Annotated in this window: 12 protein-coding genes; 7 read left to right on the top strand and 5 right to left on the bottom strand. The window is 40.8% G+C overall.

Annotated features, from left to right (window positions below):
- Positions 1-5: 5 nt before the first annotated feature.
- Both FHG64_RS17360 and FHG64_RS17365 read right to left on the bottom strand, forming a co-directional pair.
- Positions 6-2486, bottom strand: coding sequence for a TonB-dependent receptor (locus FHG64_RS17360; RefSeq protein WP_139067573.1), 2481 nt, complete (start codon positions 2484-2486; stop codon positions 6-8).
- 208 nt (positions 2487-2694) lie between these two features.
- Complete coding sequence (locus FHG64_RS17365; RefSeq protein WP_139067574.1) at positions 2695-3882, bottom strand: PepSY-associated TM helix domain-containing protein; 1188 nt, start codon at positions 3880-3882, stop codon at positions 2695-2697.
- Positions 3883-4275: 393 nt separating this feature from the next.
- On the opposite strand from FHG64_RS17365, the gene FHG64_RS17370 reads away from it, so the two are divergent.
- From FHG64_RS17370 to FHG64_RS17380, 3 genes are read left to right on the top strand one after another with little or no spacing between them, the layout of a single operon-like run.
- Entirely contained in the window at positions 4276-4623 is a 348-nt protein-coding gene (locus FHG64_RS17370) for a DNA-binding transcriptional response regulator (RefSeq protein WP_139067575.1), read from the top strand.
- Between the two features lies 1 nt (position 4624).
- Complete coding sequence (locus FHG64_RS17375; RefSeq protein WP_139067576.1) at positions 4625-5674, top strand: hypothetical protein; 1050 nt, start codon at positions 4625-4627, stop codon at positions 5672-5674.
- Between the two features lie 2 nt (positions 5675-5676).
- Complete coding sequence (locus FHG64_RS17380; RefSeq protein ID WP_139067577.1) at positions 5677-7113, top strand: glycosyltransferase family 2 protein; 1437 nt, start codon at positions 5677-5679, stop codon at positions 7111-7113.
- Here the strand turns inward: FHG64_RS17380 and FHG64_RS20035 are convergent.
- From FHG64_RS20035 to FHG64_RS17395, 3 genes are all read right to left on the bottom strand, one after another.
- Positions 7110-7901, bottom strand: a complete 792-nt coding sequence (locus tag FHG64_RS20035; RefSeq protein ID WP_394344226.1) for a YaiO family outer membrane beta-barrel protein — start codon at positions 7899-7901, stop codon at positions 7110-7112. The two genes, FHG64_RS17380 and FHG64_RS20035, sit on opposite strands and share 4 nt — an antisense overlap.
- A gap of 528 nt (positions 7902-8429) precedes the next feature.
- Positions 8430-14921 carry an alpha-2-macroglobulin family protein gene (locus FHG64_RS17390; RefSeq protein ID WP_139067579.1) on the bottom strand — a complete coding sequence of 2164 codons (6492 nt, stop codon included), beginning with the start codon at positions 14919-14921 and terminating at the stop codon, positions 8430-8432.
- Between the two features lie 187 nt (positions 14922-15108).
- Positions 15109-15420 carry a hypothetical protein gene (locus tag FHG64_RS17395; protein WP_139067580.1) on the bottom strand — a complete coding sequence of 104 codons (312 nt, stop codon included), beginning with the start codon at positions 15418-15420 and terminating at the stop codon, positions 15109-15111.
- A 907-nt stretch (positions 15421-16327) separates the two neighbouring features.
- Here FHG64_RS17395 and FHG64_RS17400 point away from each other — a divergent pair.
- The 4 genes from FHG64_RS17400 to FHG64_RS17415 all read left to right on the top strand — a co-directional run bounded on the left by FHG64_RS17400 (position 16328) and on the right by FHG64_RS17415 (position 21945).
- Entirely contained in the window at positions 16328-17146 is an 819-nt protein-coding gene (locus FHG64_RS17400; RefSeq protein ID WP_139067581.1) for a universal stress protein, read from the top strand.
- Positions 17143-18807 carry a cation:proton antiporter gene (locus FHG64_RS17405; RefSeq protein ID WP_139067582.1) on the top strand — a complete coding sequence of 555 codons (1665 nt, stop codon included), beginning with the start codon at positions 17143-17145 and terminating at the stop codon, positions 18805-18807. Before FHG64_RS17400 ends, FHG64_RS17405 begins: the two co-directional genes overlap by 4 nt.
- A 284-nt stretch (positions 18808-19091) precedes the next feature.
- On the top strand, positions 19092-21599 hold the full coding sequence (locus FHG64_RS17410; protein ID WP_139067583.1) for a response regulator: 2508 nt from the start codon (positions 19092-19094) through the stop codon (positions 21597-21599).
- Positions 21574-21945 (top strand): response regulator transcription factor, encoded by a 372-nt coding sequence (locus tag FHG64_RS17415; protein ID WP_139067584.1) that lies wholly within the window; start codon positions 21574-21576, stop codon positions 21943-21945. Before FHG64_RS17410 ends, FHG64_RS17415 begins: the two co-directional genes overlap by 26 nt.
- Positions 21946-21950: the final 5 nt, after the last annotated feature.

Here is a 21950-nt window from a genome sequence, read left to right on the forward strand (position 1 = left end):
TCAAACTAAAAATTATAGGTGAAGCTGGCTGCAAAATTCCTTGGCATTTGCGGATTTATAGTAGACCAGCCGTTAAAATATTCCTGATCTGTAAGATTATTAAGCTTTAAAATGATCGAGAATTTCTCTACATTATAAAATGCTGAGGCATTTAAAACAGTATAGGAGGGGAGGGTGAATACTCCACCCACTGCACGGTTGAATATCATATTTTCACTAGCATAATTTCCACCAAATCCAAGCCCGAAGCCTTCATACTTCCCTGTTGGGATCCTGTAGCTTGCCCAAAGGTTGGCAAGGTCCTGTGGCCCGGCAGATTCCGGACGTCTTCCAAGGAAATCTGTTTGGTCTGATACTGTAAGCTTACTGTCGTTATGGCTATAGCCTGCAATGATGTTTAGTCCTGCAAATGGAGTGGCAGTAATGCTCGCTTCGTAACCCCTGCTGTAACGCTCTCCATCCTGCACATAAAAGAATGGCCTTCCGGTCTCTTCCATTACTATATTTGAAACCTGGATATCATAGTAACTAATGCTGGCAGAAACTTTGTTTTTTACCAGATTTAACTTGGTACCGGCTTCAAACTGCCTTGCCCTTTCCGGATCAAAGGTAACGGTAGTCGTAACCCCTTGTGCAGGATCTCCTTGTTGTTGAGGAGCCACATTGCTGAAACCATCCATATAATTTGCAAAAAGAGATACCCTTTCCAGTATTGGCTGATATACAATCCCGAATTTTGGGGAAAGTGCCGTCTGGCTGTTGTTATCGCTTTCAAACTGGTCTATCCTCAAACTTGCCATTGCTGATAGGTTTGGAGTGAAATTAAGAACATTAGAAATGTAAGCACTGTAAATATCCTCACGGGTGGTATTATTATTCAAAGCAGCACCGGCGAGAAGATTGTTGCTTGCAGCGGCAGAAAGTCGTCCACTATCGTTATTTCTAATGTAGGCTGAAGGATCATAGATGCCAAAGACGCTCTCGTTCACATTCTGCAATCCTGCATTTCCAATGTAAACATTGCCGTTTGCCACGTATCCTGAACTGTTGTCAATTACCTGCCTGTTGAAATAATCCAGTCCTACCACCATACGGTTTCTCAATCCCGCGATCCTGAAATCCCCAATGAAATTCTGCTGAACATCTGTTGTTAGGGTAGTGGAATTTTGATTGTTCATATAGCGGGTAAATACAAGACCTTCATCAAGATTGGTCACAGACCCTTCAATTTCTTCTCTTCCCTGGTAGAACCGGGTGGTTTCATACAGGTAAGAATAATGTCCTTTAGCTTTTGAAGATCCTCTTGAAAACACAGTTTGAGATGTCCAGGATGAAGATAATTTGTAATTCATCATCCCCTGCAGGCTGTAATTAGGATTTTCCATTGTGAGATCATTGCTGGTATAGCTGCGATTGGTGTCATATCCCAGCTCTTCAATGTTGGTTGCTCTTAAAGGTGCCCCGCGGTCAACAAAAAGCATTGTTGGATTGGTGGTTTCACCCTTAAAAATTTCTGTATTCACAAGAAAGGATAACCTGTCATTTACTTTATAGCTTAAAGAAGGAGCTATGAAGAAAGATTCCCTGAAGCCCAGGTCCTGGAAGCTGTTTTGTTTGTGATAGGCAGTATTTACACGCAGGGCAACCTTTCCTGTCTCGTCAAGTGGTGTATTAACATCGGCCGTTACGCGGTTCATCCCGAAGCTTCCCATAGTGTAGGATACATTTCCGCCGAAATAGTCGTAAGGCTTTTTGGTCACGATATTAATAAGGCCACCGTAGGAGATAAGGCTGCTTCCATATAAAGTCCCGGAAGGGCCTTTTACCACTTCGATCCGTTCAATATTTGCAGGATCCGGGCTGCCGTTGGTGAGGCCGGGCAAACCGTTCATAAGAGTAGGCTGCACAGGGAAACCGCGTAGGGAGAAATAGCCGGCACCATCATTTCCCCTTCCGGTAGATTCCCACAATTTTGTGATTCCCGGAGAATTCTTGAGGGCATCATCAAAACTGGTGATAACCTGTTCTTCCATAAGCTCTGCAGTGATATTATTATATACCTGCGGATTTTCAATATCCTTTAAAGGCAGTTTTGCAACATATTCACTTTTTGCACGGGTGAATTCATTGATATTTCCATTTGCACGCACCACTACTTCCTCCAGGTCCTGCTCGTTATTATTGAGGATAATGGTGGAGAGGGTAGTTGTTTGCCCGGGTTGTACAGATACTGCAATTTCTTTAGTTTGATATCCTACAAAGGAGATCCTGAGGGTATAATTCCCCCCGGGAATATTGCGAAGGAGGAATTCCCCGTTTGAGCGGGATTCAGTTCCCAGGACAGTGCCGGGGATTTCAATGTTGGCATCGGTTACAGCCATTCCGTTCTTGTTGATGATGTTTCCTTCAATACTTCCGGTAGACTGGCTAAAACCGGTAGAAAAATTGAAAAGGAGTAGGGCTAACAGAAGATATTTCTGGATCATTTTAATTGTAAGTTTATTTAGACTTATTTTAAATAGAGGCGCAAATGTAGAAAGGGATTTCGATTAAAAAAAGCTTATTTATAATATTTATAAATAAATTTTCGGCCGGAAAGCCTTATCAATACAGTTTCAATGAGTTAGGTGGGATTAATTTTTAAAGAAAGGACAGCTAAAAACTACCGCGGTAGAGATCACTGGAAAATCAAGGTTAATCTGTCACCGCAAGTACACGCTCCTTTTCAGTTCTTATTCCCCTGGCAGGCTTCTTTTTAAATTCCCGGCCATACCATAGCAGGAATCCTGTAACCGGAAGGCTGGCACAAATAAGGCTGGCAAAAAAGGCGAGCACCTTGCCTGGAATACCTCCTATTGCTCCCACATGAATATCATAGTTCATCCTCATCACCTTTTCAGGGAAGCCGGTTTCAGCATATACTCCATAAATGGTGGGAGATGTTATTTCTTCCAGGGTATTTTGGTCATAGAAGCGGTAATCTGCATCATAGTAAATTCCTTCAGTATAACCTATTTCCACATAAATTGATTCCTCATCTGTGGCAGGATAATGGAATTCCAGGTCCACTGCCTGCGGGTATTCATCTTTTAATATATAATACAACCGATCCATGCTTCCAACACCCGTATCAATTTTCTCCCCGCTGAAATTTTCGGGTACCCTCCACAGGGTTTCCTTGTCACCTCCCAGGCTGCTATATGCAACTGCTTTAAAATTTTCAAATGCCATAACCAGCCCTGTAAAGACGATGACCACGGCCACTATACTTATGTAGAAACCAATAACAGAGTGCAGGTCATAATTCTTTCTCTTCCATTTTGTGGTTTCTTTCCAGTCCAGGGTTAATCGCTGCTTTCGGTTTTTTCTGTTCTTAGGCCACCACAATACGATCCCGCTTATAAGCATAATCGCGAAGATCACAGTACCCCATGCTACTACCTGTTCTCCAATTGGCTTGGGGAGCCATAGATAACGATGGCCCTCGAGGACAAAAGGAAAAAACCCTGTGAGATTATTCTCTATATGTAAAACCTCCCCGCTGTAAGGATGTAAATAGACGGTGTGATAGAACTCTGGCTCATATTCATAGAAGATCACTTTTACAGGCTCATCCTCTGCCCCGTATAAAGTCCCGTGGACATGTCTCTCTGGAAATACTTCATGGGCGAGTTCTCTTGCTTTAATTGGCAGGATTACCGGTGCATCCTGTTTCGCGATCTCCGGGAGGGGAGAGGTAAAGGCTTCGATCTCCTCTTGAAATGCCCAAAGACACCCTGTAATAGCCATGATAAAAATTATAAGGTCACTTCCCAATCCCAGGAACAGGTGTGCTTTTCGTACCAGTTTCCTGAAAGTGCTATTTGTTCTTTTCTTCTTCATGGGAAGACAGTTGTTATTTAGACTTATTAAAAATAAAGTGCTAAAGTAAAACGCAGCATCAACCTGGGCAAGATTATTTTGTTTTTTTTATCAATAAAAAGGTAAAGTCCTTAGCGTTTTAAAATAAATAGGAGTTTCAGCAAATATTTTTCAATTTCCAGCATTTATCTCCCGCACAGGAGCCAGCGTTGCACCTCCAATGCTTTCCCACGATTCATAAAGACCAATTTGAAAGGTTATCCTTGTTAAGAGCAAATTGACCCAAAAATTTAATTTCATAAGAAAGATCTTACAAGTATTACACATATTAACTTAATTTTAATATATTGGACCATTGTTATGAGTGTTTTGTCGATAATATGCTTGTAGCAAATAGATTACGGCCCCCTAACTATGAAAAAAGCGTTGATCATTCAGGAAGACATAGTTCTTCTTAATATACTGGAGCGGTTAATGACCCTTAATTCCTATGACTGCAGGGCAGTAAGGACCATAGCCGATCTCGACATCGAAGATCAATCCCTTAATTATGACCTTATAATTTCAGAAATACTCTTCGAGGGGATTGCACCCCTGGATTTTGTGTTTCAAATACAGGAGATCATAACGCACAAAGAATTCATTATTCTCAGCAATATGGGACAGCCTAAGGTGAGAAGAGAAATTATGGAATCTAACAAAGTAAAAGGTTTCTTCTCCGTGCCTTTCGACCTGGACCATATTCAAAAATTGATCTTATAATATGGTAGCATCAACCCTCGTTCTCCTCATCAAGTTATTACTTGCCTTTCTCCTGGGAACCTGGTTGATAATTGGAATAAGCCTGGTTTACAGGAAAAGGCGTACTGCACATCTTCAAAAGCTTGAAACGGCTTTTGCCAGGGTGACGGCAAGCTATCTTTATCCCTTACCGGGAGAACCATTTGATCTTATTGAAGCAAATCGCAGCTTCAGGAAACTGGGAATACGTCCCTCTAAACCCCGGAATGTCCAGTATCTTGTGGACCTTATGATTCGTACTCAGAGATCGCTGCTGGGTAAGAATTATCATAAGCTTGAAATACTATACAGCCAGATTCCACCTTACCGGGTCTCGGTGAATAAGTTGCGCAGCAAAATGTGGTATGTCAAAGCAATGGGCATCAGGGAGATCTATGAAATGGGCCAAAAACAATATATAAAGGAGATCACAAAGGAAAGAAACCACCCCAATATTTATGTAAGGCGGGAATCTCAAATTGCCATGGTTGTATTCCTGGGCTGGAAAAGTTTACGATTCTTACCCTATCTAAAAAGGGAAATGACTTTATGGCAACAAATAAAGGTTGTTGAAAAACTGCACGACCTTTACCCAATTGCTAATTTAACATACCTTCGAAAGGGCTATGATAGCGACCGCCCTTATGCCAATGAATTATTAATGAGGATTATTAGAAAATTTGACCTTTCCAGCGAGATAGGCTACATCCTGAAATTTATTGATTCTGAAAAGTTCGACACCAGGGAAACCGCTATATATTGCATATCATCATTTACACTTAACGACCTGCAACTTGATCTTTTAAAATCCAGGTTTTTTAATATTCCCAATTTTGAACAACAGGTGCAGTTGCTAAAATATATTGACAGGACTTCTAAAAATATTGATCTTGATTTCTTTAAAAAACTACTTTATGAGGGAAATGATATTATTAAATTAAGCACTGCAGAAATCCTGTGGAATCATGGGTATATTGAGGAAGTCCAGGATTTTTATTACAGGCAATACGACGTGCAGCCACAACCGGCTTAGTGATGGAGGGGAGCATTTATCAATATATCTACTGGACGGTAAATTCCCTCTTTTTCATCTATGGAATGTCTCTTCTTACTATTTATTTTGGAGGAATTATATTATCTGATATTGCTGTAAAGAGAAATAAAAGAAAATCCCAATTTCTTTTAACCAAAGATATTGTAAGCGCAACCGATATACCATCTGTAACCCTGGTTGCACCTGCTTTTAATGAAGGTGTGACAATAGTGGACAATGTCAAATCGCTCCTTTCTATACAATATCCTTTTTATGACCTCATATTGGTCAATGACGGAAGCACAGATAATTCCATGGAGTTACTAATTAAGGAATTTGAACTGGAACCCTTTGACTCCACCTTCATAACTCAACCTATTCCAACAGCTACTGTAAATAAAATATATCGAAGCAACAAAATACAATATAAGCAGCTCACGGTTATTGATAAGAACAACGGAGGCCGATCTGATGCCATTAATGCAGGAATCAATTTTGCGCAAAGTGAACTTATTTTGTGTACAGATGCAGATTGTATTATAGAACAGGATGCCCTTTTAAAAATGGTGAGACCATATCTTGAAGAAGGGGAGAAGGAGATCATTGCCTGTGGTGGGTCTATTGGAATTGCCAATGATTCTTTGATCCAGGATGGAATTTTAAAAGAATTGCGCCTGCCCCGGAATCTTGTCCCTATGATCCAGGTGGTGGAATATATAAGGGCTTTCCTTATTGGGAGAATGGGGTGGGGAGAGATAAATGGTTTAATGCTGGTATCTGGTGCCTTTGGAATGTATCCCAGGACAAGGCTTTTGGAAGTTGGTGGTTTTAATCATGCGACAGTAGGAGAGGACCTGGAATTATGTATTAGGTTAAGAGTGCATATGGAAAGGCTGAAAAAGCCTTATAAGGTAGTTTATATCCCCGAAACCCTATGTTGGACAGAAGCCCCGCCAGATTATAATATTCTTGTAAAACAACGGGATAGATGGGCGAGAGGTCTATGGGAGACGCTTTCAATTCATAAATACCTTTTCATCAATCCCAGGTACCGGAATATGGGAATTTTCTTTTTCCCTTACTGGTGCTTTTTTGAGTTTGGGGCACCTATAGTGGAATTCCTGGGGTTAGTGAGTATAATAGTTTTTGGCCTCCTGGGATGGATCAACTGGAATACAGCAATTCTTTTGTTTACGGCAGTGTATCTTCTTGGTTGTATTTTTTCCACGATCGCGATCTATTTGTACGTCCGCAATTTTAGGCATTATGCCACCCCGAAACAGGTTATCGAACTGCTCCTGGCCGCTTACCTGGAACCATTCTTATATCACCCGGTTTTGCTGTTTGGTCAAATGAAGGGTTATTACAAGAAGCTGTTTAAAATAAAATCGGGCTGGGGTTCTATGACCAGAAAGGGGTTTACAACAACAAATTCCTAAAACCTGTATCTGTACCCTACAGAACCAATAAACTGAGTTCCCTGCCGGTTTGCAGTAATATCTTCATATAAGGCCCCTGCACCTACCTGAACCAGGTGGTGGACTCCCAAGCTAAAATTAACTCCCAGGGTGCCGTAATAAGCCTCCAGCAGCGGATTTTCCAGCGCCTGGGTTGACAATACGCGTTCATCTGGCGAGATACCGTTACCAATTCTCAGGAATAGAAAATTATCTGCAGTACTTAAATAATACCTCACATTCCCCTGGTAATTTCTTACCAGTTCGCCACCTATCTCTGGCCCCAGGAATGCCCGGGCATTAAAATAGAATTTCCCCTGGTAAAGGGTCAAACCAAGAATTCCCGTGGAGAGGTCATTCCCGTTAAACCTTTGGAACCTGCCACCAATTTCTCCTTCAAAGACTTTCGCAAAATTATAGAACAATGAAAGGCTTCCCCGAAAATCGGGAAAAAGTTCCCCGTTGGATACCCCCATATTTGCAAAGGCATAAAACCTATCATTAAAAACAGGATAAGCTTCAAGTTCATAGAGATTGCCTTTTTTAAAAGACCTGTCTGAATATGTAACCCTGGCGATTGTAGCAGTGCGGCCAAAGTTATGCTGGTATTCCCCGCTTATGCTATGCCAGGGATCATTACGGGAATAATCTTCACTAAAACCAATATACTGGTAATTAATTCCAACCTCATCTGTTACGCTACGGTTCAAAATTAATTGTAAAGCATATCGCTCCTCTCCTGTAAGGCCGGGACCTTGAAACAAGTCCATAGCCAGGTCGCGGGCGTCCTTTCTCCTTTTAAGCTGCAGGTATAACTGGGCCTTTCGTATTTGGAGGCCGTTATCTTCTGGATATATTTTTTCAACTCTTTCGATGAAATTAAGAGCCTGTAGTTCTCCCTGGAATCTATTAACACGTTGAAGAACCAGTGGTTTTACATCTACATATTCCGGGGCGGTTTCCAGTAAAAGATCAAGATCCTCATCGGCAGCAGCATAATTTTCCAGTGCCCAATAATTCCTTATTTGCAGGATCCTTATATCGTGGTATTCGGGTGCAAGTTCAAGTCCACGCCTGGTATAGGCCAGGGATCTTTCAAAATTGCTGTTTTGATATTCCTCCCTGGCCAGTTCATAGATCTTATCTGAATTTGTTTCTGTAATTTCCTGGGCTTTCAGGCTAAAAGTGAGTAGTAGAAGGAGGGGGGCAAGTAAATAGATCTTCATAGAGGGGTATTGAGATATTTTTCAAAAGTAAATTTTAAAAAGGGAACTCCATAATTTAATTTTAAGTTGATCCTATTCCTCAATTTCTACTCTAATACCTTTGGTATGACCGGAAAATTCCGGGGCATACATGCTTTCGATATTAGTGATACCATTGGAAAAATTTCCTGCATTGTTTGCCCTTACCGTATATTCCAAAACATAGGTCCCTTTGTTAAGATTGTCAAAGAAAAAATGGGTAGCGGCATCGCGGGTGCTTTGATAATAGGCAGTGCCATCCTGGTACTTGTATTCACTTAGGACGTTAGTTGGTTCAAAGCCACTGGCCCGCATATCCTTGAGATGAATAAAATCCATATCTGCAGTTGTTCGTACTACTAATCTTACCGTCACAAGGTCACCTATTTTTAAAGGTGTTTTTGTAGAGATCCTTTTTAAAGATCTTCCTTCTTTGGCTGATATGTTGAGGAAGAGCTCTTTTTCAACATTTAGCGGACTTTCATTATGCATCTGTATCTTATCGAGATCTTCGAAATATTGCCAGTAAACACCTCCATATCCTGCAGTACTGTTTCGGTTTTCTATTTTAATGTTAGAGAAGCTGCTATCTATCTCCTCAGCTTTCCAGTTCAGTTTTAGGTACCCCGTACCGGCCTCTATATTGATTTCATCCAGTTTTTCCTTTGCCACCGGCCTTCCCCCTAAAGAGATATCCGTGTTTGCACTGGTTTGCAGCCAGTCATTTCCCTGCATCAATAAAGCGTAAGTTGCCTCTGTGGTAGCCTTTGTAGTTGGCCAGTGGTTGCTTCGCTTATTCTGAAGAAGCCATATCTTTAATTCTTGTATGGTTTCTTCCTCTCCTCCAAGTTCAGTATAGGCTTCAATAAGTAAAGCCTGAGTTTCAATTGGAGAGCGGTACCAGAACCAACCGGCTTTATTTTCCTTCCAGTACATCCCGTAATCCTGTGATCTCACTGCAGATTCCTTTAATGCCTTAAGGATCATTGCGGCGGTTTCTCTTTCGCCCATCCTCATCAATACAAGGGATAAAAGACCCTTTTCGTAGAGACTTCTCTCGTTCCACTCCTTTTTTTGCACCTGAATTATTTTTTCTGCCAACTCCAGGATTTCGGGGGATAGGGGATGTTCCTCCATATAGAAGCTACGGGCATACAGGTAATGCAGATTATTGATACTCCTGTAGAAATATTCAGGATCATTATTAAATACCCTTCTGTTTCTTTCTTCTTTTAAAATATTTGAATCCAGATACCCGGTTGCTTTTTCGATTAGCCTTTCATCATTGATCTTAATATCCAGAGCTTTAAGATGGCCCAGCCCGGCTACAATATGACGTGTAATGAAATAATTATCTTCCCCGCCTGAGAACCACGGCCAGGCGCCTGAAGGCTTTTGCATTTGCGCAAGGCGTTTTACCAGCTCCTCTTTTTCCGTCGCCAGTTTATCTGTATCAAATAACTGTGCAATATGCTTCTTTTGCGCAGTTTCTGAAGCGGCATCCCTCACCCAGGGAGTTTCAGCAAGAATAATGGATTTTAATTCCTCATTTTTTTCCAGCTCGCTCACCTGCGCCCCGCTTGCCAACCAGGAATCAAAGACCTCTTTGATCTGTGGCCTGCTCTCAATAATATGCTGTGCCACGCTGTTGGCATAAAGTCGTGCAAATGTTTGCTCAGAGCATTCGTGTTCAAATTCTATTAGGTAAGGCAAACTTTGAATGGCAAACCAGGCGGGATTCGAACTGTATTCCAGGCTGTATTTATGATGGTCCAGACTTTCAGAATTATTCTCCTTCAGATTCTTAAAGTCATAAGTTTTTGTTTTCCCTGAGCGCACAAAGAGAGGGAGGCTTTCTGTTACCAGCATCCTGTTGCTAAGAACCGGCAGGACGTTTTCCTCCCCATCAGAAAAGTTCCCTGCCTTTGCCAGGATCCTGTAAGTAACTGCGGGAATACCCTTGGGAACAGTAAGGTTCCAGGAAACTGCAGCACTGTTTGATGCTGTAATAGTAAAGTTCCTGCTACTTTCTGTATTTCCCAGCTCAAGATCAATTGGTTCCATGGTTAGGGCATTGAACAATTGCAGGATCGCAGTACCACCAAGGGTTTCATCTGAAAGATTTGAAATTTTTGATTTGAAGACAATGCTATCTCCCTCACGAAGAAATCTTGGTGGGTTTGGGGTAACACTCAATTCTTTTTGAGTAATCACCCCGCCTTCATACATGGCGGTAGTCCAGTCTATCGTGTGGGCGAGCAGGCGTAGTTTCCAGCGGGTAAGAGCCTCGGGGGAAGTAAAGCTGAACTGCAGCTTACCTTTTCTATCTACTTTAATTTCCGGAAAGAAAAAAGCAGTCTCATCCAGGTTCTTTCGTGCCTGTACATTTTGAAGCTCCGTAAGTCCTTGTTTAGTGGTAATGATCACAACCCCATTTGCCCCTTTAGCACCATATAAAGCGGTGGCTTCATCTCCTTTTAAGATCTCCACCCCGGTAATATCTTCCGGTCTCAGGTCGTGGCTGGAGACGGGTTTCCCGTCAATGATAAATAGCGGACTTTCTGCCGAATTTAAAGAGGAAGCTCCCCTTATACGTATCATTTCCCCGCTACTATCTTCAGCTATGGAAACACCTGCTACTTTTCCCTGTAATAAATGTGCAGCATTCCCTGCATCCAGGGCATTCTCCTCACTATCCTCAACAGTGGCATAGGCTACAGCTACTACTTCCTCGAGCTGTTCTGAGTTTTCCTCCAATACGATAAAAGCTTCCCTGGAATCACCTATTGTATGCGCATATGGAAGAAAACCTATATAGGAAAAGATCAATTCATCTCCCGGCTTTGTATCCAGGGCAAATTCACCCTCAAAGTTGGTTTGAGTACCTGTTTGAGTACCTTTTATCATCACATTCACTCCAGGGATAGGAAGCCCGTCTGTATCAGTCACGATTCCACGGGTATTTCCCTCAAGGGTTTTTAAGCTTGCAGCGGCCTTTTTATTACCCAGGTACCTTCTGTATTCATAGGAATTTGGATTGGAGTAATAAAAACCAAATAATTCCAGCCGGTCAAAAACCCGTTGTCCTGGTCGGTAATGTCTCACGTATGAAATATTGCCAGAGAAGGAGGAGACAGACCTGGTGGTGTTGTTAGTATAATATGGAAACCTGGTATAAGATTGTTCAAAGGCTGTGGCAGTACTCCAGGCTTTGGTTGTAAACTGGTCAAGGGAAGCGTCATACATGGAAGCCAGCACCTCAGCATCTGGAATGGAATTTTTTTCGTCCTTTACCGTAAAGCTCCATTTCTCTTCGAGGCCGGGTTGAATTTTATTTCTGAAGGTTTCAGTTTCAATAGTAAGGGCTTTTTTCACCTGCGGAAGACGAATTCTGCGGGCTTCCTTTATTACTGAATTATTTTTGATACCGTAAATTTGAACCTCCAGTTCCTCGCCGGTTAATTGACTGATTGGTATTTCTACCAATGCTCTCCCATCCAGGCTAAGACGTTTCTTAAAAAGCTTTCTATAACCTTCATAGGCTGAAATTTCAAGGTTGAGGTCTTTGTATGCTGTTTGGAGTAAAAGTTCCAACTTGCCGTCTTCCAGGAATTCTGAATTCTGGATGCTGTAGCTAAATCGTTGATGATCTGGCAAATACTTATCCTCTGGATTTACAACCTCAAAGGCTTTCTGAGCTTTGGCAGTGCTATTTTCGTTTCGGCTTTCAGTTTCTACAATATATTTACCAGATTCCCATTTTTCACTCACAGGCACCTCGATTTCCAAATTCCCGGTGCTTTGAATATTTCCTTCATACACCATTTTCCCCTTAGGCCATTCTTCTGGCTGCAGATTTTTACCATAGGGTTCTTCAGGAAAAAGTTGGATAAATTCATCTTCTGGTATAAGCTGTATCTCGGGAGCCTCCCACAGCCTTTCCCTTGTGATCCTTCCCGGGCCCTGTAACTTATAGATCTTGAGGCTACCTGTTACCGGTACCTGGTTATCATTGAGATTTGTGTTTTCAATTTCTAATTTTAGTTTTTCGCCGGTGTTCACACTTTGCGGCAGGTTAATACTTGTAAATAAGTTTTTATACCCAACTTTTAAAGTTGTTTTAGCCTCACGGGTTTCCCCGCTCACATCTGTGACCGTAGCGTTTACATTGTATAGGTACAGGAGGTTTTCATCTTCGAGGTCGGCTTCATCTGCCAGGGCATTAAAAGTGATCTCAAATTTTCCGTTGGCATCTGTGATGATGGTATCTTTTATTACAGGAACCGGGTCACTGTAGGTGTAAGACCACCAGCGCCTTTCCATTTTTTGCCGTGTTACCTCATAAATTAATTTGGTATTATTTATTCCAGATCCCATATAGGAGGCAGCATTTCCTGTTACAGAAACACTATCGCCGGGTTTAAAGGAGTTCGTGGTATCATCAAATATTACTTCAAATGTGGGGCGTTTATATTCTTCAACACTAAATGACAATCTGCTGTCATAATAATCCCCATTCTCATAGATCTTATTCCAGAAGAGAGATTCCTCTTCATAATCTTCTTCAGCATAGATCTCAAATTCTCCGGTGATCCCCTTAGGCGGTAACCTAAATTCCCCGTTAAAAGAGCCAAATTTATTGGTAAGTAGCCTAAATGTTTGGATCTCCTCCCCATTAGGATCATCAACAAAAACCTCCACATACGTATTAGGAACCGCGGTGGTTTTTCCCTTTTTGTATTGTAATAAAACTCCTTTAAAAAAAACCTTTTGGCCCGGGCGGTAGATTGCGCGGTCCAGGTAAAGCATGGTTCTTGCAAGAGGTTGATCTTCGTCCCTGTCTTTTTCCTCATAGTAATAACCATCTCTATAATAGGTGCTAAGGGTATCCCCATCTTTGGTGAGGGTAATTCCATCATTTCTTCGATATTCTTTATTTTTTTCGAGAATGATCTCCCCGTCTTTGTTCGTTCTTCCCACTACAGTCCGGGACTGTGCGTATTTAAATTCAATTTTTACATTTTGCACGGGTTCTCCTGTAGTTCTGTCAAGACTTTTATAAGTAGTGTACTTATCAAAATTTATTTGTGAAAGCGTGAGCCTGGTGACTCTCATAAAACCAAAGGCATTACTCTCCTTAATATCTTTGGCTCCAACGTGTACGAGGTAGGTTCCTTTTTCCAAAGGGGGAAGCACAATCTCGGTAGAATGTACGTTATAGTCATTGCCATTTGGAAGAAAGACCTTTTGCTCTACAAGCGCCTCCTTTTTAAGCAGTGGAAGAATACCAGCATCCCTGTTCCTGTAATTTAGATTATCTGGAAAGCTGTGGGCAACTTTGTAGATCTTTAGTTGTAAACTATCCAGGCTCTTATAGGAAATATGCATGAGATTATGATCTCCCGGAGTGACCGGGGTGGGTATTTTGACTGCAAGTTCAATACTAGTAATTCTACTTATGAGGTTATAGGCTTTTTGAGCTGAATCTGTATTCGGAAACTCTCTCGTTATCTTTTCTGCCAGTGCAACAGCTCTTTTCAAAAAGGCAGGATGTAGTAACCTCCCGTCTTTATCGGTTTCCCTGGAGCGGTCATAAAGGATCATTGCCATATCAAATAGGACCAGGGCCTGGACTTCCTCGCCATCATATTGAGCAGCCAGTTTTTCCAGGGCTGCTTCATAAAGCTTCCATTTTTCCTCTCCTGTGTAATTGGAATTGACATACTCCAACCTGTTGAGCTGTGCAAAGACTTTCGGCATGGTATTATTACTGGCCTGGTGCAGTCTCTCCAGCTTTTGCCAGGTTTGCAGCACCTTTACACCAGATGTATAATGCGCGGCTTCAGGAAAAGAAAGGCTAATGAATTCCTGAGTTTCAGAATACAGATCGGGGGAGCTAAAGGAGAATTGATCCCGGGCATTGACCTCTGTAAAATTGGAAGAATTGGAATAGAATTCCAGGGCACGGTGTGCCAGTACATCAAATAAGGTGGGCCTGTATTTTCGCGTTAAAGGAAGGGAATAAAGCAACTCTTCAATATCTCCTGCAGGAGTTGTGATAAGGGCTTTTTCGTTTCTAAGGGAAAGTTCAAAAGCCTTATGGATTGAATCCCGCAAAGTGGTATTTGACCAGGTTTCGATCTCTCCATTTTCCGGGTCATCGATATGGCTACGACTTCCAATTCTCCATCGGTTATTCTGAAAATACTGACTTAAAAAAGTGGCTTTATAACTTTGGAGTATATTCCGGTAAGGAACAGGCAATCCGGCAATACTGTTGTTTATATTCTCAAGGATATACCGGTTACTGTTTTCGTGATTTACCTGGTAAAATTTATAATGGTAGATCTTTGCTTTTATAAATTGTAAATGATCCCTGTTCTTTTTAGCTATAGAAAGAAGTCCTGTAGTAAGGGAATCGGCTGTTTCTGTACGGCCCAGCATTTCCAGGGAGTCGATAGCCTTCCAATTTTCTGAATATTTATAATTTTGAGAATGAGTGATGCCGGTGATGAGCAGTATAACTGCCAGGAATGATCTTTTCATATATAGCTTTAACCTTCCGGGGGTAGGGGAGCCGGTTCTGAATTTGAATATAGGAAAATTTTGTTAAAGTGTGGGAAGCATACAAAAAGGCGAAAATTCTTCAGTCATCAACTTACCCTCCAGGTAGAAATAAAACCGGATAGTTTTTATAGAAATTGCCCGAAGATTAGAGATCAAAGTCTTTTCCTTAAAAATGAGCGGCAAAAACAAAAAGTATAGAGATCATAAGCAGGAACAAACTTAGGAGGTAAAAAGTTTTTCCCTTGATGCGTGCTTTCTCTCCAAATTCCTCGATTTCCTGTTCCTGGGTAGGAGAGGCGAAAAGTGGGATATTTAATATATCTCTGCCTTTTTGAGTAAGTACAATTTTTTCTTCAGTAATTTCTATTAGGTCATGTTTCAGGAGTTCATTGAATTTTCCCGTGATTTCGGGCTCCTGAAGGATGGTGATAGGGTTACCTGTCAAAATAAGCTTTAATAGATTTTCGTACTGTTTCATTTGCTTTTAAAGGAGATTCAACTGTGCAAAGCTAAACCCTTTGGTTAGAGGAAAATATGACTTCAATCAGCTGGTGGGTAAATATAAAAATTGGTAATTCGTAAGACGTGAATTCGTGAGGTGTAGTTTTGTTATGTGGTAATTCGCAATAGCTTAATTGGGGAGCAGGCCCGGTGGAATTGATTTGGGTGACACAACCAATTTGGCGTAATGAAAAACCGGATTTATTTTTTCTTTTTAAACGCCCCTGCCAGGATAAGGGTGAGAAAAACAATACCAACGCTGAATAATGTCCACCAGATCATAAAATCCTATTTACCTGTAAGGTAAGACTTTCCACATAAATTTTAATAAAAAAAATTATGGGGCGTGTAAAGGAAATATGTTTTTCATTTATCTTTACTTCTCCCCCTGAATATTATTTTCTAAGACTTTTATGCGTAAATACCTCCCAATCATTAAACGCCTCTTCATGGTGTTGTTCCTTGTTTGCTACACCCTGGCAACACTTTGTGTGCTTGATATCCTTTCGTACGACCACCAGTACCATTATTTCTTCTTCATTGGTTCCTTTTTCCTTTTGCTATATTTTGGAACCTATTTTTATGATTGGATCCAGGGGCCCTTTAAAGGGTTTTATAATAAGTTGAGCAGGTAGGAGGCAACAAAGTTTCTTTTAATATAACCTTACTCTATTTTTCTCTCATAATATAAGTATACTAAGTCCACTTTTTCAGGATATTAATTAAATTATAATAAACTCCTCTCTCTTTTTTCATAAATTTAGAAAAGGAAGTCGGGAAGACTTTTCATTGATTTTAAAGCTTATCAATAAACAATTGCACTTCCTGGTTGATCTTAATTTTCCGGATTTGTTCAGGTATGCTTCAAGTAAACCCTGGTGCTAATGAATAAGAGAAACAGAATTATAATACTGGTAGATTTTTCTGAATATTCAGAGAACCTGATTGAATTTGGCTTTTCACTCTCCAAAAAATTAAATGGCAAACTGGTTTTTGTACATCAGGTTGCAGGGGTAGTACCGGCCCTGGCCGATGAGGGGAGCCGCAATGAGATTCTCAAAGCTGAAATTTCTGATGCTCACATACATTTGCGGGATCTGTTGAAAGAAAGGATCCAGGATGAAAACGCAATTCATATAAGCCCAAAACCAATTCTTTCAATTCTTAAGGAGTTGTCCAACGAGCTTTATTTTGACTGGGTGCTTACGGGCCTTAAGACCACCGGGGTTTTAAAACGTCTCTTTATTGGAAGTACACCTCTTTCTATTATTGATGAGTCCAATCATTTAACCCTGGCAGTTCCCATAAAAACCCCTGTAGCTATTCCCCAAAAGCTTTTGGTAGGGGTTACTCCCAAGTTTCCAATGAACAGGGAGCAATTTCAGGTAGTTTTAACGTCGCTTACTGGCCATATAAAGCAAATAGAGTTTTTTACTGTGCTAAAGGATGACGAGGATGAAGATAAAGCTAAAGTATATCTGCAGAAACTTCAGAAGGAATTTGATACCCTAAAAAGTGAGTTTAGCATTTATAAGGGGGACAATGCGCTGGACCTTTTGAAGAAACAGGTACACTTAACTATGGACTCCTTTCTTGTACTTCAACAGGGATCACGAACTCTTAACGATAAGTTATTCAGGAAGTTCATGATAAATGAGGTGGTTTACGGGGCACAAACGCCATTAATAGTTTTATCTTCATGAACTGGATTTCTGGCATATCGGACAATCCTTTTTATGAATTTTCTATCATCCTTGCCCTGGCGGCATTGCTGGGCGCAATTGGCCGCCTATTAAAACAGCCTCTAATTGTGATGTTCATCGCATTAGGGATCATTGTGGGCCCTGCGGTCCTTGATGTGGTTAAATCTCCAGAATCTATTCACTTACTGGCAGAGATTGGAATTGCAGTACTGCTGTTTATAGTAGGTTTAAAACTTGATCTACGAATAATAAGATCTGTAGGAAAGATTTCCCTGCTCACAGGGATGGGGCAGGTGATCTTTACCTCCCTATTTGGTTATTTTATTGGTTTAATCCTCGGCTTCTCTTCCCTTCATAGTTTTTATATAGCTGTCGCACTTACATTTTCCAGTACGATCATCATCGTCAAATTACTTTCAGATAAAAAGGAAATAGACTCCCTGCACGGGCAAATAGCTATTGGTTTCTTAATAGTACAGGATATAGTTGTTATCCTGGTGATGATCATACTTTCAGCCATGCAACAGGATGGGGAAACTTCGCTCACCGGAGATATCATTAAAACTGTGGGTTCCGGCCTGGGATTGGCTGTCTTTACTTTGATTGCAATTAAATGGATAGTACCAGGCCTTAGTGCGTTTCTCGCAAAGTCACAGGAACTTCTTATCCTCTTCGCCATTGCCTGGGCAGTCTCTATTGCTGCAGTGAGTGAACTCATAGGCTTTAGTAGTGAAGTAGGTGCATTTTTGGCAGGTATTACCCTTGCTTCTTCAGATTTTAAAGAGGTTATAAGCAGCCGCCTGGTAACTTTAAGGGATTTCCTGCTCCTGTTCTTCTTTGTAAATCTGGGTAGCAATCTGGACCTGTCCATAATCGGCAGCCAGATCTATCCCGCCCTAATTTTTTCTGCTTTTGTACTTATAGGCAATCCCTTGATCGTTCTTATCATCATGGGTATCCTGGGATATCGAAAACGTACCTCCTTTCTGGCGGGTTTAACCGTTGCTCAAATAAGTGAGTTCTCCTTAATTTTTGCCGGATTGGGGTACAGTGTGGGCCATATTACCAACGAAGTGGTGGGGTTAATTACCCTTGTAGGATTGATCACGATTGGCCTTTCTACTTATCTCATTCTATACTCGCATCAAATTTTTAAGATCCTGTCTCCTGCACTTGATATTTTCCAAAGAAGCAAAAATTATACTGAAATTGAGAGCATTGACAAGGAGGAAGTTTACGATGTAGTGATCCTGGGCCTTGGAAGGTTTGGCAGGCGCCTTGGTGAAATGCTTGAGGAACATTCAGAAGTGCGATATCTGGGGGTAGATTTTGATCCCGTATTAATCGCCGAGTGGAAAGCCAAGGGTAAGGGGATTATTTATGGAGATATGGAGGACCCGGACCTTCTGGAGCAAATACCATATGATAGAAGCAATATCATCATTAGCACAGTGGCAAATACCGAACTTTCCCAACAGCTAAAAAAACTCCTGGATCTAAACGGGTATACCGGGAATTATTTTGTTACTGCAACCACAGAACAGGATTATAAGGATTTAAGGGATTTTGGATTTGATGACGAGCATATTTTAAGGCCACATCAAATGGCAGCCGCCACTTTTTATGAAGCTTTCCTGAAGCATAATGTAAACAAGGCCTAATTGAAGATTTATCGCTTAATAGCAACTTTTAATCTTCCAACTTGTTGACACTAAAGTCAAGAAAATTAAAACCTTATCACTTAAAGGGTCGTGATGTGCTGCTATAACTAGCAATAATTAATTAACATATGTTCATGTAAAAAATAGTAACTCATTATTCTGAAATTCCTACATTGCAGCCTGAAATTAAACAGTTGTTTTATGACCTGTTATATTGATATATTAAATAAAAACAGCTTCTTCTAAATAGCCCAAGCCCCTCATTTTTTATCCCCTCCCTTTCCATGACATATATTTTAAAGAAAGACAATAATGAGGAAATACGGCGTTTGCAAACCCTCCTTTCATACAATATTCTCGACACTCCCGGGGAAGAGGAGTTTGATGGCCTGGTAAAACTTATTTCCATAATTTGCAATTCCCCAATTGCTTTAATTTCCATGTTGGATGATAAAAGGCAATGGTATAAGGCTAAAGTTGGGGTAGTGCAGGATGAAGTGCCAAAGGAAGATACGATTTGCCAGTTCACCCTGGAGCAGGATGACCTCCTGGAAATACCAGATGCAAGGGAGGATGACCGGGTTCGCGGTAATGACCATGTAACGGCAGAGGGAGGTATTCGGTTTTATGCAGGGGTGAATATAAAAGCAAGCAATGGGCATAAAATAGGAACTGTATGTGTGGTAGATACTGTCCCCCGGGAATTAAATGAAGACCAAAGACTGGCCCTAAAGCTGGTGGCAGATCAAACCATGGCACTGCTGGAAACCCGTAAAAAAAATAAAGAGCTGGGAAACGAGCTGGAGTTAGTCATAAATGAAAAGATAAAGAAAACACAACTTCAACTTCTTCAAAAGGAAACAGAATATAACCTTTTGCTTAAAGCGATAAGAAAATCCAATGGGGTAGTGGAGTTTTCACCAGATGGTGTAATAAGATCTGTAAATAAAAATTTTCTAAAGGTCCTGGGATATCCCCGGGAAGAGGTAATTGGGAAGCATCACGAAATTTTTCTTGATGAAGATCAAAAATTGGCAAGTGAGGAGTTTTGGTCATCGTTACGAAATGGAGAATTTCATACAGGAAGATTTAAAAGGCTTCAAAAAGATGGTTCTCCTGTATGGATTCAGGCCACTTATAATCCCATTACAAATCAAAAGGATGAAGTTATAAAGGTGGTAAAGATAAGCCGGGATATTACCAAAGAAATTGAAGCCGAAAGGGCATTGCAGCAATCCAGGGACCTTGCTGAAGAATTAAATAATCAAAAGGATAATTTCATAGCCAATATGAGCCACGAAATAAGAACTCCAATTCATGCTATCCTTGGGTTTACAGAACTGCTTCTGGAAAAAGAGCAGGATCCTTCAAAGGAATCCTACCTTAAATCGGTTAAAACAGCGGGAGACAATCTTTTATACATAATTAACGATATTCTGGACCTCTCCAAACTGGAAGCAGGAGTAATACATCTTGAGAAAGAGCCTTTTGATCTTTCACTGGTAATACAAAATGTCTTTTCAATTCTTCATTTAAAGGCGCATCAAAAAAAGCTGTTATTCCAATATCATATAGAACCCGATGTTGAATTTCAGCTTATTGGCGATAGGAACAGGTTAACGCAAATATTGATCAATCTACTTGGGAATGCTATAAAATTCACAGCAGCAGGAAGAGTTGAGGTTTTTATAAAATCTGTCAAATCTGTCCCTGAAAACAATGAAAGTACCCGGCTGCAATTTAAAGTAGTTGATACAGGCATTGGTATTCCTGCAAAGAAACTGGACGCTATTTTTGACCGATTTTCGCAGGGAGAGGAAGACACCTCCCGTAAATATGGAGGCACAGGTTTAGGACTTAATATTTCCAGGCAGCTCATTGAGAAACAGGGAGGTACTGTGGGGGTAGAAAGTACAATAGGTAAGGGATCTGTCTTTACATTTGAGCTCACCTTTGGCAGGGGAATTATCAATGCACAATTAGAAAAAGAGAAGTCCCCGGCTGCCACCCGCGATATCAACAAGGCCAGTATCTTGCTTTGTGAAGATAATGAGCTTAACCAGAGGTTAATAAAGGCAATTCTTAATGAAAAAGGCTATGAAGTTGACCTGGCTGAAAATGGAGAAAAAGGCATAGAATTGTTACGTATCAAGAAGTACGACCTTATCTTAATGGATATTCAAATGCCTGTAAAGGATGGCTATGACGCTACTAAAGCAATAAGACAGGAACTTGAAATTTCCACTCCAATCATAGCTTTGACTGCAAATTTCATGCTTTCAGAAAGGATCAAATGTCATGAGCTGGGAATGAATGATTACTTATCGAAACCCTTTCCAAAGGAAGATCTGTTGAATATCATAGAGCTTACGATACAGGGAAACAGCTATCATAAGATATTGAAACCCAATGTTACTTTTAAGGATAAACCTATTATCTCCCTGGAGAACCTCAATGACCTGACGGAAGGGGATGAAAATTTCAGGCAGGAAATGATCTTGCTTCTGGTCAACCAGGCAGAAAAGATGTTTGAAGAAATCCAGGGTCATTCTGAAAATAAAAATGTTGTCGAAATTGCTGCAACAGCACATAAATTAAAGACATCTCTTGGAGTTATTGATGCCGACCTCACATTGCTGAATAAGCTTGAAGATCTCAAAAATCACGATCCTGGAAATAGGGATTATACCGGCCTGGTAGTCTCTTTGGGCTTACAGCTTAAGGAGATTTTTAGTATATTGAAAGAATTAATAAATACCCCTCAAAATGAAGACCCTACTAGTAGAAGATGATGAGTTCCTATTGAAATCCCTTTCTTTTTTTTTAAGATCAAAAGGTTATACTGTTACAGGTTTTGATAATGGTCTGGATGCCATGCAATACCTGGAAAATCACGAGAATGAAATAGATATCGTGATAACAGACCTTAATCTTCCCTTCGCAGGAGGTCAGCAGGTAATACGCAGCCTGAGGACTAGCCGGGGCCAAAAGCTTCCTCTCATTGTCCTTACATCTTCTGGTGTGGAATCAACAGAACTGGAAGTCTTTGATCTGGGAGCAGATGAGTTTATTTCCAAACCTTTTAGCCCTGCCGTTTTGCTTAAACGCATGGAAAAGCTAGTTGTTAAACAATCCTGATCCTT

Source organism: Antarcticibacterium flavum (assembly GCF_006159205.1).
In the GTDB taxonomy this organism is placed as follows: Bacteria; Bacteroidota; Bacteroidia; order Flavobacteriales; family Flavobacteriaceae; genus Gillisia; species Gillisia flava.

What these genes read in the sequence shown, in the direction of transcription:
- FHG64_RS17395 (WP_139067580.1), bottom strand. Translation starts at nt 15,420, where the DNA reads ATGAAACAGTACGAAAATCTATTAAAGCTTATTTTGACAGGTAACCCT.
- FHG64_RS17390 (WP_139067579.1), bottom strand. Translation starts at nt 14,921, where the DNA reads ATGAAAAGATCATTCCTGGCAGTTATACTGCTCATCACCGGCATCACT.
- FHG64_RS17415 (WP_139067584.1), top strand. Translation starts at nt 21,574, where the DNA reads ATGAAGACCCTACTAGTAGAAGATGATGAGTTCCTATTGAAATCCCTT.
- FHG64_RS17365 (WP_139067574.1), bottom strand. Translation starts at nt 3,882, where the DNA reads ATGAAGAAGAAAAGAACAAATAGCACTTTCAGGAAACTGGTACGAAAA.
- FHG64_RS17410 (WP_139067583.1), top strand. Translation starts at nt 19,092, where the DNA reads ATGACATATATTTTAAAGAAAGACAATAATGAGGAAATACGGCGTTTG.
- FHG64_RS17400 (WP_139067581.1), top strand. Translation starts at nt 16,328, where the DNA reads ATGAATAAGAGAAACAGAATTATAATACTGGTAGATTTTTCTGAATAT.
- FHG64_RS17375 (WP_139067576.1), top strand. Translation starts at nt 4,625, where the DNA reads ATGGTAGCATCAACCCTCGTTCTCCTCATCAAGTTATTACTTGCCTTT.
- FHG64_RS17370 (WP_139067575.1), top strand. Translation starts at nt 4,276, where the DNA reads ATGAAAAAAGCGTTGATCATTCAGGAAGACATAGTTCTTCTTAATATA.
- FHG64_RS20035 (WP_394344226.1), bottom strand. Translation starts at nt 7,901, where the DNA reads ATGGACTTGTTTCAAGGTCCCGGCCTTACAGGAGAGGAGCGATATGCT.
- FHG64_RS17360 (WP_139067573.1), bottom strand. Translation starts at nt 2,486, where the DNA reads ATGATCCAGAAATATCTTCTGTTAGCCCTACTCCTTTTCAATTTTTCT.
- FHG64_RS17405 (WP_139067582.1), top strand. Translation starts at nt 17,143, where the DNA reads ATGAACTGGATTTCTGGCATATCGGACAATCCTTTTTATGAATTTTCT.
- FHG64_RS17380 (WP_139067577.1), top strand. Translation starts at nt 5,677, where the DNA reads ATGGAGGGGAGCATTTATCAATATATCTACTGGACGGTAAATTCCCTC.